Here is a 14569-nt window from a genome sequence, read left to right as displayed (position 1 = left end):
GTAGGTGTCGTTAGCTGTTATTTTTGCGGCAGGTTTAAAAGTACCTTCGTCAAAAATCCAAGTGATTAAGTTATCTAGTGGTTCTGGTTTGTCTTTTTCTAGTACTCCTTCTTCGTTAATTACAAGTTTTGGTCTGTCTTGTAAGTTGTATTGCCACTCGTGTAGAGGTACGTTTCCGTCCCAAATAAAGCGGGTGATTTTTGCTTTATTATCTATAGACCCTTCGACTGCGCTCAGGGAGACAATACTGCGAGATGTTGATTTTAATTTAGCAGTACGTCTGCCTAAGGCATCGTACTCAAAACTTATGGTTTCGTTGTTAGGTTTGGTTACGCTTTTAAGCATGCCATTGGCTTTTAAAGACAACTTATTTTAATAAATTTCTATATTCAGTATTAATTTAAAAAATAATATTCTAATTACAAATTTGTTGAAAATACTTGTGAGTTTCTTTTAAAATTTGAATAAACTTATTCACAAATTTTTATATGCTAATTTTAGTTACTTATAATTATTAATTAAAATTCGATTATATTTCTCTCTATTTCATTTTGTAATTCAGTATAATCTAAACCCTCTATTTTTGAATAAAAATTATTAATAATATTAGTATTAATATCTATTTTTTTATCTATAAATTTTTCACTTTCCTCATAATCTCCCTCTGGATTTTTTTTATAAAATTTTTCAGATTCTATTATGTTTATAATTTCTTCTATATTATAATGAATATCTCTTAACAAAAGATTATTTTTTGATATATAAAAATCTAAAGTTGAAATATATGCTAATATTAATTGAGTAAGAATTGTTGATTGGTAACTACTATAAAATTCTGAATCAATAGCATACTTTTCTATTTCATTTTTAAAATTAATAATCTGAGAATTAGTTTGATTTTTTAAAAATAAGAATTCATATATATTTATTAAAGTAGAATAACCATTATTATAATCTATATCAAATATTAAATTCTCATTTTTAATTTCCTCCAAAAAAAGTTTATATAATCCATTAATGCGTCCAAGTGAAAAGAGAGCTAGTTTTTTACCATTCTCTTCTGATAAGTCTAAAAACCTAAAATTTAATTTATTCATAATTTAGTTACAATATTTACCTCCAGGTAACCTGGCTTTGCTTTTTTTACCAGATGTAGCTGTTTCAAATTTAACTTTTTTACTATCCATGAGTTCCTCACAATCAATACAAATTTTTCTATTAGGCTCTATTTCAGTAATTCCTTTATTTGCTTTAACCAAAGCCTCTTCAGCATGAACGTTTGGTTTTTTGCTTTGTATCACTTCTACACCCATATCATCAGCCCAATCCTTAATTTGTCTTGGTACATATGGACTACTCGAAGAAACAAAATAGTTACCATTGGCATCAACACCTACAGCTGTTGTACTAAAACCTTGTCCGTTTCCTAAGGTACTATGTGCGTCATTTGCTAATTCTTGTAAAAAATTTAAACCATTTAGTCCAAAAGGATCAATTCGACTATTACAGTCATGTACATAGCTATAAATATTATTTCCTCCATGTAGCCTTATTGGATCCTGCGATATATAAACCCCTTCCTCCGCAGCATAATACCTAAACCTGTTATAATACAACCCAGTTTCTTCATCTTCATACTGCCCTTGATACCTAAACGGACAATCTCCAACTGCTCCTTTTGTTAACTTACGTATTTTACCGTAAATATCGTATTCTGCTTGTCACGTTTTTTCACCTTCGCTATTATACATTTCAACAGGTGTGCCAAGGTAATCAGTAATAATAGAGTAGGTGTCTTGTTCTGTGATTTTTGCAGCTGGTTTAAAGGTGCCTTCATCAAAAATCCAAGTGATTAGGTTGGTTGTTGGTTCTGGTTTGTCATTCTCCAGTACTCCTTCTTCGTTAACAACTAGTTTTGGTCTGTCTTGTAAGTTGTATTGCCACTCGTGTAAAGGTACATTTCCGTCCCAAATAAAGCGGGTAATTTTGAAACTTCATAAAAAGTATCATTTTAAAAAAAACTTTAAAAGGGAAAACAATTCCGTTGTAAAGACTAGAGAACTTTATAAAATCTTATTTTCCTTTGAAATCCGAAGCTATTTAAGTATGACAAAATTAATGTAATTAATTAGTCCAAGTTAAACTCACCTATATACTTTAGACCATTATAAGTTTTTTCTTTACTAGGTTCATCTATTTTTCCTGAATACCAATAAATAGCATTGACCAATTCTAACTTTAAACTCTTTGTTATAGAGACTATTTTATCTTTACAATCTTCGTCAATTGGAGCTTCTTCTAAGATATCAATTACTGTCATTTTTTCATCATATTTTATATAACCTATTAAATCTTGATCATACCAGAGTTCACCAATATCCTCACAAAACCCACATATTTTATAATTTGGGTCTTCAAAATTACCTTCTACAGAATAATCTAATTTAAAATATTCTTTGAAATCATTTTGATTTAAATCTATAAGACCTAACCATAAATATACTTTATCTAGATAATCCATAATTTTATTTACACTTTAATTTCATATGATTTTTATGATGTCTTGCAATAATTTTTTTAGCGTCTAATTTGGTTTTAGCACCATCAAGATCTTTAATTAGTTTGTTGTGAAAATGTCTACCTGCTCTACTATTGTGATGCGGACCGTCTGGTACAATATTGCCTTTAGAATCTGTCACATTTGTGAATGTTATTCTATCTGTTTCAACACTCATCTTTTTCAATTCTTCCGCTGTAAACCCTAGTTCTTTTGCTTTTGCGGCTTGTGAAACAGGAAACAATTCATGCATTCCACCATTACCTCTTAAGGCACCTTCAACAGATGATTTATTATTAAGAATATCTTGTGGTGACGCATTATTAAACCAATCATTAAATCCTCCATTTGACCATGGAGCTAAGCCATAAGGGTCAATGAATGAATTACTATCTTTCGTATATGCATAAATATTAGGATTATTCCCAGCCAATCCTATAGGATCCTGCGATATATAAACCCCTTCCTCAGCAGCATAGTACCTAAAACGGTTATAATACAACCCAATTTCCTCATCCTCATACTGTCCTTGGTATCTAAACGGACAATCACTTGCAACACCTTTTGCTAACTTACGTATTTTACCGTAAATATCATACTCTGCTTCCCAAGTTTTTTCTCCAGAAGAATTATACATTTCAACAGGAGTCCCTAAATAATCTGTGATAATAGAGTAGGTGTCGTTGGCTGTTATTTTTGCGGCAGGTTTAAAAGTACCTTCGTCAAAAATCCAAGTAATTAGGTTGTCTAATGGTTCTGGTTTGTCGTTCTCTAGCACTCCTTCTTCGTTAACTATTAGTTTTGGTCTGTCTTTTAAGTTGTATTGCCACTCGTGTAGAGGTACGTTTCCGTCCCAAATAAAGCGTGTAATTTTTGCTTTATTATCTATAGACCCTTCGACTGCGCTCAGGGAGACAATACTGCGAGATGTTGATTTTAATTTAGCAGTACGTCTGCCTAAGGCATCGTACTCAAAACTTATGGTTTCGTTGTTAGGTTTGGTTACACTTTTAAGCATGCCATTGCCTTGCCAAGTGTAATCCCAATTGCCTGTGTTGGTGATTTTGGTTATTAGGTTACCTTCGGCATCGTACTTATAGGTATTGCCATTGGCTTTGTGTAACTGTCCGCCTTTATTATAGGTTCTGTCATTTTGGCCTTTATCTCTATATAAATTACCAACTTCGTCTGGTAATTTGTAATCAAATTGTTTATCCTCGTAACGTGCTGTGGCTAAATTGCCAAAATCGTCGTAACCAAAATTTACAATTCCGTTGTTGAGTTGGTTTGTAATTTTATGGAGTTGGTCGTTTACATTCCAAGTGTAGGTTCTGTGTCTGGATTCTTTATGTGCTTGGCTTACCTTATGTGCTATTGGTCTGCCAGCAAAATCGTATTCCATAGTATTTATAATACCTCCTGGTAAGTTACGCTCAATTTCTTGTCCTAAACTATTGTATTTAAAGTTGGCTTGCCATGCTTTGGTTTCAATATTTTCATTAGCTTCAGCTGTAGCAGAAATTTTGTTTATAAACCCTAGTTTGTTATGGTCTATAGTAATGTTTGCGCCTAAGGAGCTGGTAATTTGTGTTCGGTTATTAAGTTCGCCATACCTACTTTCTACTTCTTCTCCGTTTTGGATTTCTTTAATAATGCGTCCTGCCTCGTCGCGTATTAATTGGACGTGGTTGTCTTGGTTAATGGCTTCAATTAGCTGTCCGTTTCTATTGTAACTATAGGTTTCCCAAGTGCCATCGTAATATTCGGCTCTAGTAATATTACCATTAAGGTCGTATTCGTATTCTGTAAAACGATTGTCTGGTCGTTTTACTTTAAGTACTTTTCCTGCTCTGTCTCTAATGTATTTTCTATGCAAGCCATCGAAACCGGTTTCATGAATTATGGCACCATTACTATCTCTACCAAATAAATAATGTTCTTTATGCTCGTTGGTAATGGCTAAAAGTTGCTCTTCGGTATTATATTTAAAATGTACTTTTTTACCATTTTCTTCGCGCATTTTTAGGCTTCCTAATGGTGTATAATCAAAGCTGATGTGTCGTTTTTTAGAGTCGATGGTTTGTATAACCTCGTCGTAAGCATTATATTCTAACTTAATTAAATTTCTATCGGCTTGTTGTATTTTTTCAATACGATCCAATTCGTCATAAAAAAAGCTTTGTTTATGGTTTTCAGAATTGTTTATTTGAATGCATCTTCCCCAAGCATCATACGTCCATTTAGAGAAACCACCATTTGGTAATTTCATTACAGCAAGGTTATGGTCGTTATCGTACTCTAAAATGGTTTCGTTACCAAGCTCGTTGGTAACAGTTTCTATTTGACCTAAGGCATTGTATTTAAACGCTGTTACTGCGCCATTTGCACTCATGGTTGCGTACAACTTATCGTCTTCATAAATTCTAGAAGCAGAGTCACCTTCTGGGTTTATAGTTGAAATTACGCGATCGTCTTCATCATAAATAAAGGTAACAATACTACCATCTGGTTTGTGTATTCCTGTTAAATTTCCTCTAGTATCGTAGGTGTAACCTGTTACATTGCCTTCTTCATCAATATCTCTGTAAGGCTCCATGTACTCTGTATATTCATGAAAAATATGAGCACCTAAAGCATCTGTTTCTTGAATACAAAGATTGTCTTCATTAAAATAATAAATAGTTTGTTTCCCTAAAGAATTGGTAACTATATTGTGTTGTTTACCATATTGGATAGTACCAGACAGAATGCCATGGTCTCCCCAAGTTTTAATACATTTTGCTCCTGTGGTTTTACCATCGTATTCCCAATAAAATGCTTGTCCATTTCTATCGGTTTTTTTCACCATAAGATGGTTTTGGTATTCCATACTTGTGGTTTTACCAACGGCATCTGTAATTTGTGTTAAATCGCCTTCTTCATTATAACCATATTCAATTAGAGTACGTGTAAACCCATTATGTGTAGCAGTAATTAAGGTTACTCTACCATTAGCATCTAATTGTAAATTGATTTTACGACCAGCAGTGTCAATAATTTGTTCTAATTGCTGTATAGCATTGTATTTAAACTCAATAGCAACACCATCTAAATTACTTAAGTATTGTGGTCTGTAAAACTCGTCGCCAATTTTTTTAAATGTATAGGTTAAATTGGTATTATGGTCTTTTACCAGATAGGTGTTTTGGTCTAAAAAACTGAGTGTTAATTTTTCTGATCTGTGATAAAAAGACTCGTTTTTAGTAATTATATAAGGAAAAACGGTTGCTCTACCATCTGGAAGCATCATAATTATAGCGTCTTCACTTTTTTTAATATGAAGGGCTACGTCGTAATTATTATGAAATCCATGTCCTAATAAGCCGTCGTAAGCAGAGTCTGAATACCAACTTCTTTTCCATTGGATAGGAATGATGCCAGGTAACTGAAAGTCTTCACCTTCATACAACATTCTACCAGTAATAAGATCTACAGGCTCAAAGCCTTTTTTACATAATGCATCAGAAAGGCCTTTGGTGCAATTAAAATTTTTAAGTACTTTTTTATTTAATGCTTTAAGTCCTTTTTTAGCCACTTTGCCAAGACCTTTAAATAAAGCTCCCATTCCATAAGACATAACTAGTGCCATAAGCATACCCAATAAATCTGGCGCATAAGGTCCACCAACCATAACTGGCATACCTCCAGGAACAGGTATTGTGGCAGAACTTGGCAAATATAAACTAGGAATAGGTTTCATTTTTTTTCCTGGCGCTAAGGATAAGGGTAAACCAATATCATTACACGTCATGGTCATATAACCAGCTGGCGAAAAAAAGGACCCTTCTGCACTAACGGTTGTACTTCCAAAAAAGTTCATAGAATCATGACCAATCATAGGAGCCAAAGCAAATGGTCCACCCATTGGAATATGAATTACTGTGCCAATAATACCAGACGTACCACTATTACCACGAGGCGTAGCGTTTACATTAACTGTAGAGCCTATAAAAGGAATATAATCTGCAGGATCCAGAACCATACCAATAAAAGGATGTGGTAAAGGCGTAGGAATGCCTGGCGGAATAATTACGATATGAATATCGATTCCTATAACTGGCGTAAAATGTTTATTGGCTAATAGCATAATTAAAACCAGTTAGAAATTGAAAATCGTTTCTTTTCCATAGCCTTACGCTGTTCCTCAACCTGTTCTCGCCATTGTTTGCCCTCTAACTCTTCCATAAAAGAGTGTACATTTTGGCAGTCTTCGTCTTGTCGTTCTTTTTCTAAAATGTTATAATAATCTGCAGCAATAAAGGACATGCTAGTCGATTTTAGAGTGTCTTTATCTAATGTAATTCCATTTGTATATGCTTTTTTTACAATAGACTTATAACGGTCTTTATCTCGTTTTTTAATGGCATTATACGCCATCCACCAAGCGTTTAATGATTGTTGAGGATACCCAATTTCGCTAGCTGTATCTGCTTGCTTGCAAAACAAATTGGTTGCTTCTTCGTATTTTTTTTGAAGTTGTTGTGAGCTTGCTTGAAAGCCGTAATATTGTATTATTAAGGCTTTACAAGTATCGTCCTCTGCTTGTAATCCTTGTTTGGCTAAGGCTAACCCTTTATGCAATAAACTATCTACTTTTTCAAAGTCTTTAAAATTAAAAAGCATTGAAGCATAAATAATATGAGCTGTAGAGAACATGCTTTTAGAGCCTGTTTTTTGTGTAATTTCTAACCCTATTTCTCCCCATTTATCGACTTCTTTTCTGTTATTGTTTTCAACAGCTTTAGACATTTTTATTATGCATTGTCTAAATTGAACTTCGGGATCGTTTGGGTTGCCTTGACTGGCTAATTTATTAATTGCGCCTTGTAAATCTAAAGGGACTGCAAGTGAAATGGAGTGGTCTTCGTATTTATCGCAAATGGTATCAAAATAACGTTCTTCTTCATGATCAAAAATCATAATTTTTACATGCTCAGGAATGTCGTGTTTTAAAACACTATGTAACCATTTTGAATAGGCTTTAGTATCGTCCACAGAGTAAGGGAATAATGCTAATGTAAAGGGTTGGTTGTTTTGAAGTGCTTTTTGAAAACTCTGAAGCATCTCTAACAATAACAGCGTGTTAGCGTTAGAATTATCGGATGTTTTTTTCTCAAAAGCGTCCACATCCCAATTAAATGTAGTTGAAGCTTGTTGACTGTATTGTTTAATAAGCTCTTGCTCTTTTTGGTAGGTTGCAATCCATTCTTTAATTAGTACTTTACTATGTTCTTCTTCACTAGTAAAAGCAGGAAGTAACACTAACAGCATATCTGGAATGCTACCATGTTGCGTAGATTCTAATTTTAAAAAGCCTTCGTATAGTTTGTGTTGGTTAGGTTTAATAATCCAACGTGCTAATTTAATATGCTCGTTAGGAGCAACCTCAGTATTCCATTTATCCTGAAGTTTATTTATTAAAAGCGCTATGGGATTATGCTCATTGCTCATGGTGTGTTTATTAGCAGTTTAGGTTAAGCAGTTTTCCTTTTACGTTGGTCATTGCAGAGCCATTAATATCTACAGTTTTAGCTTCTAATTTAATACCTATTTTACCTTTTGCACCAACATTTGGAGCTTCTACATCTACTTTTACTTTATCTTTTACAGTAACACCTGTAGCGCCTTCAATAAGTATGGCTTTATCAGATTTTAGAGTAGCATTCATTGCAGACTCTAGTGTTAGCTCTTTACCAGAAACCACAGTTGTGTTTTCTGAAGAGGTAGTACTAATTTCTTTGCCAGCAGTTACTGTTAAACTTTCGGCTGCTGTAATAGAAATGTTTCCGCTACCATCTAAAACAATAGAGCTTCCTGCTTTATCCATAATAGTGATACTACCATCTTCATCATTAAGTTTAAAAAAGCTACCACTTCTGCTTTGAAGCATTTTAATATGGTTGTCTGCATTAGCACTACCAGATGGAGGTGTTGCTTGCGAGTTGTATAAACCACCAACTACGTAAGGACACTCTGCATTTGCACCTTCAAAATCTACAAGAACTTCATCGTCTATTTCTGGAATAAAGAAAAACCCTTGTCCAATGGATGCACTTGGCGAGACGTTTCTTATCCAAGGTGTGGTAAGGCCATCTGCTTTTTGCCACACAAATTGTACTTTAACACGTCCCATTCCATCAGGATCGTGATTTTCTACAACTTTTGCGACTTGACTTTGTGCAAAAGGAAATGCATTCACATTTGTTTTTGGGTAGGTTTCTATATTTGTGGAAACTGCTTCAAAAAAGTTTTCGTATTCTCCGTTGCTAGAGTAGGAGTGCGTTACTTTTGTTACTCTGTATGTACTTTGGGAGATTTTAATTGTTTTTGCTAGCATTACTCCAGGATTACTGGTTGAACCAGAGACCGTAATTTGATTAGTCTGTAAAGCTTCTTGTTGTAACTTAACGTAGTTATCTAATCTTTTTTTTGCAGTAGAATCGTCAGATATGTTAACCCAAATTTTGGTTGGATTGGTATATAATTCTTTGGAACTATCATTAACAATCGCGAAATTACCATCACTTTCGCTTTTCGCAGAAGAAGAAGGGGTTTCGTGCACATCGTTAGTTAGATAATCGTTGGTATAATAATTAAAATTTTGCGGAATTGGGTTTAGTGTTGTATTATAATCTAGTAAATCTCTACCTAATTGTAGTTGTAACTCTTCGCCATCGTTATTTAGTCCAAAAACTAATTCTTCTCCATTATAATAAATCCATTCTCCGTTTCTGGCAGCTAAACGTTGCGCAAATTTAAAACAACTCTCGTTGTATTGTACTGTATATATTAGTGGTTCTGATAGTTTAGAATCAGACGTGTTTATTTTCAATTTTGAGGAATCGTAGCTAGTAAACGTTTTATCCATAATATCAATAAAACTCATATCGCTATATGAGGTGTGATGTGGTCCATCGTCTGATATTATTGTAGGACTTTTAGCTTTTATAACTACAAAATCTCCTTCGCTAGAGTGGAGTCCTTTTTTGTAATTAAGGCCAGTTATTATGCCTTTAAATTTAAAATTACCTTGATGCTCTAAATCTGTAAACGATTTGGTTTCAATGGTAATTATTTGACTTAACAAATCTTCTATAGCAAGACCATTTTTATCGCAAAAGCGTTGGATGGTATCTAATAGGCAATGTAATTCCATAGTGTGATGCTCACCAATTTCTTGATGTAAACTACAACTACTATAATAGGGAAGAGGGTTTCCGTTTATACTAATGTTTGTTGTGGATAATAGCGCCATAACTATAGTTTGTTTTAATTTTAAAAGTTTCTGTTTTCAGGATTTACGTATTCTGCACTATCGTTTAGTGTTAGCATTTCTACAGAAAGTGTGATACCCATAATCATTGGAGTTACACTGTTACTTTCAAATTTTTCGGTATAATTTACGCAATAGGCTCCTGTAAAATTTAATTTACGTGAGCTTGCCATCGCATCTCGTTTATAAAATATGATTTCTCCATCTTTTTGGTCGTGAGGGAATATACTCCACGTAAAAAAAGTATCGTCGCTATTTGATTCTATGGTGAGGTGCAAATGTCTAATAATAGGTAAACCACCAGGTCTGGCTGCACCATAAGGTACATGTTGATCTATCTCAAAGGAATATGACAGGATATTATATACCTGATCATCGATTGTTAACTTTGCTAAAAAAGACATGATTGCTAGTTTTAAATTTTTGTTGCGTATTTAAATTTAAGGAGTGGCGTTACTACACTCCTTAAATTTTATACATTAAAAACAGGTTGGTTAGATTAAATTAAACCCACTCGTTTATGTGCTCTCCATTACCAATTCCAATAGATTTTGCAGAGATTACAATAGTTTCTGCCATTGGATTGTCTCCAGAATGGTCAAAAGATTCGCTGTATCTTACCATGTAAGCTTCAGTAAATTTTAATTCTTTAGATTTAGCATCTGTGTCTCTCTTTAAGAAAGTTACTGAACCATCTTTACGCTCAAAATTGTTGAACATCCAATCAGATAATGAGGTGTCTGCTGTTGACTCTACAGTTAGAACAATTTTACCTCCTCTAGTTATAGAAGAAGGACGTCCTGTTGCATCTGTTTCTTGGTGTAGTTCGTAACTACAGTTTAGTACGTTGTACTCTTTTCCGCTAACGGCTAATTTTGCTTTAAATGACATAATAATTGATTTTTAATGGATTAATTAATTTACTTATTTAAAAAGCTTACGCTTGGTTATTAGTCTCTTATTTATATTTAATAAGTTAAAATTCAAGGATTTAACTTAGTTAATTATTAATAGCTATTAAAATAAAAGGTTAACTATTTAACGCATTTATTTTATTTGATAGCTAATCAATTAGTGTAGGTAAAATTTACAGACAGGGATGGTTCTGTAAGAAAGGGGAACTATTATAATTTAATTAGAGTCGTCCACTCGTTGACAGACTATGACATCGTTTTCTTTAATGGTATTATGTGTAACTGTTTTTGTAAAATCAATATGTTTAAGCGAACCAAACCAACTAGGTTTAAAAAAGAAAATCCATTCTTGAGGTTGCATGTTTTCTGGTTTAAGGTACTCTATAGTGCTTTCTGGATGTCTTTCGTTATAATCGTTTATAAAGAAATAAAACAATTTGCCAAACTCCATATTTTCAGGAGCTTTGATTCGGAAATTTGTAATTTCTTTATCTCCATGTTTTTTCTGAAACTCGAAACTAATAACCGCAGGATTTATAAGTTCGTTTTTTGTAGGATCCTTAATACTGTTATCTAATGGAAAAAGCCATTTTTTGTAAACAGGAACTGGGATACCATACGCAAACTCATATAATTTTTTTACAAGAAAAGGAATAATAAAACACAAGCTTGCGCCTAAAAACAATAAGCTAAAAGAAGGTCTAAAACGATCTACAACATTGGAATAAGCAATAAGACCTATACAAAGAATAATAATTGTAAAGAGAAACTCATGAAAAAAACCTGATTTGTCTTTTGTTAAATCTGGAAAATATTTGTCTATTACATATAAATGTACAGAGCCTAATATTAAAAACATCACTTGCATGCCAATAAAACTATTTAAAGGCGTATCGTTTAACACTTTACAAGAACTTAATAAGGCTGTGAGTGCAAATGTGATAAGAATAAACAACAAATATAAAATTGCTGTTTTTTTGTTTTTAGAAAAAAGAGTTCTAATTTTTTTTGTTAAACCAAGAATGATTGAGCTTATTATAAATAATCCCAAACTGACTTTAAACATGTTTCCATTTATAACGTTAGTCATTGCATTCATTATGTGTTTCTATAGTTAGTTTAAAATTTATAACTCAAATAACTATTGTTTAATAGAAGAAACTTAAATGAGGTTAACACGAAATAGATGTTAACTCATTAAATTATATTTTGAGAGGGATAATAAATTTAAAAAGTTAATGGTTAATTATAGTTGCTTATTAATAATTACGATAAAAAAGTAAATTTGGATTATTTGATATTTTGTTTTTTTTAAAACAATCCTAAAAACTTAAAATAAAGATACTAATTTTAGTTAAATATCAACTTATTTTCTTTAAAAAGTGGTTCTATTTTGGCTATTTTCGATTTAGTGCTTGTTTTTATCTATAAAGGTAGAGAAGAGGTTGGTTATATTTTTATATTTACTAACATAGGTTGCTGAAGATTCTCTGTTGTAAACTGCATAAAAATTGTAAAGCGTAATTTCTCCATTTTTATTGGGACCGTCCAAAATAGCTTTGCATCCAACTTAAACCCACCACCTTTTAAAAACGTGTTTTCTATTGTTTCTCCTGCATTTTCTATACTGTCGCATTGAGTTTTTAGGTATAAATGTGCTTTAACTCTAATGGTTATTTTTGGTGTTGCTGGTTCTTTAATAGTTGTTGTACGTACATAATCTTTAGCATTGTTAATATCTGGTTTGCCTCTAAAGGGTTCTATTTGTACTTTTTTGCCTTTTAATGCTTTATCAAAAACTATGGTTAATTGGTTTTTGTCTCCTACTAATTCCATTTTTGCGTAAGTATATAGGCCTGTTTTTGTGTCAAATGTTTATTATAATTTGAGGAATAATCCATTGTTATTAATCTTATATTTAATAGTATTTATAAGCTTAAATTCATAGTTTAAATCCCATTCTTTACATAAAAATGTATAGGTCGTTATTACCTTTTCTTTATCAATATATGAAAGTTTTAAATTTGAAAAATTCCATCTCTCTGTGGATTCTTTTGTATTATATAAATTTTGATTAAATTTTTTTTTATCAATAATATTATCATTATTATCAAGAGTTATAAGAAATCCTCCTTTTTGATTTTCAAAAAGATTATTTTCTATATCTGTGATTTCAACTTCTAAATAACATAATCGATAACTAATATTCTCAAATAATAAGTATAAATTACCATTTGAATTATACTGTTCGGTAGTATTTAACTCTTTATTATTTAGTAAAAAATATTTATTTTTTGATGGAAGGGTTTTTAATCCTTGTTTTTTAATGTTTTTAAATTTTTTATAATCATCTTCGTATAAAAAAATTGTAGCATCTTGAAGATCCTTATTATTTAAATCATCAATCCAAGTATTTTTTTTAAAAGGATATGATTTTAATTTTGGGTTACCAAAGGGCAAACTATCAAATAATTTTCTTTGTTTCTTTGGATTGTTTTGAGTAATAGGATTCTCTTGTATCTTATTAAATCTGTTTTCGGTTTTACAGGAAACAAAGAATATAATACAAATTAAAAAAAGTGTTTTTTTCATTTTATTAATAATTTGGTGTGAAACTTCCTGAATGCAAATGGTCGTTGTGATACTTATCTTTTGTTCCATGTGTATAACTCATACTTGAACCAACATAATGTAATTTGAATCCAAACTTCCAAAGAGCATTAATAAATTTTTGTTCATCAGTTTTTTTAGACAAATAGGATGTGTCTATACTATTACCATTTACATGTGTAGTACTTGGGTAACAGCTTGAATCTTCATAGGATGAGCCAGTACATTTAATTTCAGTTAAACTACACTCGGCTAAAGCTCCAATAAAACCTGCGTATAACTCTGGATTAGAATAAATTCTCAATGTTTCGTGCCAGATGAACTTTATTACTAAACTACTTTTAGAATAATTTAATTGTGACATTTTTACCAAATATATTTTTCCAGAATCTTTTTTGTATTCTCTGTATTTTACACGAAAATCTCCTTTAGTAATTACATCTCCATTAGCATAAATTCTGGTTTCTTTTGCATCAACACCTGTTTTGTTGTATGTTAGTGTTTTAGTAGCCGCATCGCTTCGAAACCCTGTGGTAGTTTTTCCATTCTTCAATTTGTCTGCTTCAATAATTTTAAAAGTACCTAAATCATGAGCATCAGTGCTGCTATCATGATAACGGTATTTAACCTTCTTTAATCCCTCTAAATTTAGCTTACTAATTTTTCCATTTTCATAAATATGTATAGTATTTGGTGTCTCTAACTTAAAACCACCACCTTTTAAAAACTCATTGTCTATGGTTTCTCCTGCGTTCTCTATACTGTCGCATTGAGTTTTAAGGTATAAATGTGCTTTATCTCTAATGGTTATTTTTGGTGTTGCTGGTTCTTTAATAGTTGTTGTACGTACATAATCTTTAGCATTGTTAATATCTGGTTTGCCTCTAAAGGGTTCTATTTGTACTTTTTTACCTTTTAATGCTTTATCAAAAACTATGGTTAATTGGTTGTTATCGCCAACTAATTCCATTTTTGCGTAAGTATATAGGCCTGCTTTGCTTTTTGTATTTATAGTCGTGTAGGTGGTTTTAGGAACGTCCTGATTGTAGAGACTCCATTGTATATTGTTTTTGTCTGCTTTTGTTGCATTGGCACCATAAGTATTTATTGTGTAAACAGCAACTTTGTCTATCTCAATGGTTTTAGGACCAGATATAGTTTTTGGAAAACTTATTT

12 protein-coding genes and 1 pseudogene are annotated in these 14569 nt (G+C 32.1%); all 13 read right to left on the bottom strand.

Annotated elements, in window-relative coordinates:
* On the bottom strand, positions 1-345 hold a 345-nt coding region (locus ACVC5O_RS00345; RefSeq protein ID WP_452219468.1), incomplete at its 3' end, for an RHS repeat domain-containing protein.
* Positions 346-518: 173 nt separating this feature from the next.
* The gene (locus ACVC5O_RS00340; RefSeq protein ID WP_452219467.1) at positions 519-1097 is read right to left on the bottom strand and encodes a hypothetical protein; all 579 of its coding nucleotides are present in this window, start codon (positions 1095-1097) and stop codon (positions 519-521) included.
* A gap of 3 nt (positions 1098-1100) precedes the next feature.
* The gene (locus ACVC5O_RS00335; RefSeq protein WP_452219469.1) at positions 1101-1706 is read right to left on the bottom strand and encodes an RHS repeat-associated core domain-containing protein; all 606 of its coding nucleotides are present in this window, start codon (positions 1704-1706) and stop codon (positions 1101-1103) included.
* 422 nt (positions 1707-2128) lie between these two features.
* Positions 2129-2521: an immunity 22 family protein gene (locus tag ACVC5O_RS00330; protein ID WP_452219466.1), complete on the bottom strand. Its 393-nt coding sequence runs from the start codon at positions 2519-2521 to the stop codon at positions 2129-2131.
* A 4-nt stretch (positions 2522-2525) separates the two neighbouring features.
* A complete protein-coding gene (locus tag ACVC5O_RS00325) occupies positions 2526-6683 on the bottom strand; it encodes a DUF6531 domain-containing protein (RefSeq protein ID WP_452219465.1) in 4158 nt (1385 codons plus the stop codon).
* A 2-nt stretch (positions 6684-6685) separates the two neighbouring features.
* Complete coding sequence (locus tag ACVC5O_RS00320; protein WP_452219464.1) at positions 6686-8047, bottom strand: hypothetical protein; 1362 nt, start codon at positions 8045-8047, stop codon at positions 6686-6688.
* Between the two features lie 10 nt (positions 8048-8057).
* The gene (locus ACVC5O_RS00315) at positions 8058-9851 is read right to left on the bottom strand and encodes a type VI secretion system Vgr family protein (RefSeq protein ID WP_452219463.1); all 1794 of its coding nucleotides are present in this window, start codon (positions 9849-9851) and stop codon (positions 8058-8060) included.
* Positions 9852-9871: 20 nt separating this feature from the next.
* The gene (gene tssD, locus ACVC5O_RS00310; RefSeq protein ID WP_452219462.1) at positions 9872-10273 is read right to left on the bottom strand and encodes a type VI secretion system tube protein TssD; all 402 of its coding nucleotides are present in this window, start codon (positions 10271-10273) and stop codon (positions 9872-9874) included.
* Between the two features lie 100 nt (positions 10274-10373).
* Positions 10374-10760 carry a type VI secretion system tube protein TssD gene (tssD, locus tag ACVC5O_RS00305; RefSeq protein WP_452219461.1) on the bottom strand — a complete coding sequence of 129 codons (387 nt, stop codon included), beginning with the start codon at positions 10758-10760 and terminating at the stop codon, positions 10374-10376.
* A gap of 240 nt (positions 10761-11000) precedes the next feature.
* On the bottom strand, positions 11001-11873 hold the full coding sequence (locus ACVC5O_RS00300; protein WP_452219460.1) for a TssN family type VI secretion system protein: 873 nt from the start codon (positions 11871-11873) through the stop codon (positions 11001-11003).
* A 359-nt stretch (positions 11874-12232) separates the two neighbouring features.
* Positions 12233-12619, bottom strand: a complete 387-nt coding sequence (locus tag ACVC5O_RS00295) for a hypothetical protein (protein ID WP_452219459.1) — start codon at positions 12617-12619, stop codon at positions 12233-12235.
* 42 nt (positions 12620-12661) lie between these two features.
* Entirely contained in the window at positions 12662-13375 is a 714-nt protein-coding gene (locus ACVC5O_RS00290) for a hypothetical protein (RefSeq protein ID WP_452219458.1), read from the bottom strand.
* Positions 13376-13379: 4 nt separating this feature from the next.
* A pseudogene (locus ACVC5O_RS00285) lies at positions 13380-14569 on the bottom strand (hypothetical protein); the annotation flags it as partial.

It is taken from the genome of Lacinutrix salivirga, assembly GCF_053604675.1.
This window is presented reverse-complemented; position numbering and strand designations above follow the sequence as displayed.

What these genes read in the sequence shown, in the direction of transcription:
- ACVC5O_RS00340 (WP_452219467.1), bottom strand. Translation starts at nt 1,097, where the DNA reads ATGAATAAATTAAATTTTAGGTTTTTAGACTTATCAGAAGAGAATGGT.
- ACVC5O_RS00330 (WP_452219466.1), bottom strand. Translation starts at nt 2,521, where the DNA reads ATGGATTATCTAGATAAAGTATATTTATGGTTAGGTCTTATAGATTTA.
- ACVC5O_RS00325 (WP_452219465.1), bottom strand. Translation starts at nt 6,683, where the DNA reads ATGCTATTAGCCAATAAACATTTTACGCCAGTTATAGGAATCGATATT.
- ACVC5O_RS00320 (WP_452219464.1), bottom strand. Translation starts at nt 8,047, where the DNA reads ATGAGCAATGAGCATAATCCCATAGCGCTTTTAATAAATAAACTTCAG.
- ACVC5O_RS00315 (WP_452219463.1), bottom strand. Translation starts at nt 9,851, where the DNA reads ATGGCGCTATTATCCACAACAAACATTAGTATAAACGGAAACCCTCTT.
- tssD (WP_452219462.1), bottom strand. Translation starts at nt 10,273, where the DNA reads ATGTCTTTTTTAGCAAAGTTAACAATCGATGATCAGGTATATAATATC.
- tssD (WP_452219461.1), bottom strand. Translation starts at nt 10,760, where the DNA reads ATGTCATTTAAAGCAAAATTAGCCGTTAGCGGAAAAGAGTACAACGTA.
- ACVC5O_RS00300 (WP_452219460.1), bottom strand. Translation starts at nt 11,873, where the DNA reads ATGACTAACGTTATAAATGGAAACATGTTTAAAGTCAGTTTGGGATTA.
- ACVC5O_RS00295 (WP_452219459.1), bottom strand. Translation starts at nt 12,619, where the DNA reads ATGGAATTAGTAGGAGACAAAAACCAATTAACCATAGTTTTTGATAAA.
- ACVC5O_RS00290 (WP_452219458.1), bottom strand. Translation starts at nt 13,375, where the DNA reads ATGAAAAAAACACTTTTTTTAATTTGTATTATATTCTTTGTTTCCTGT.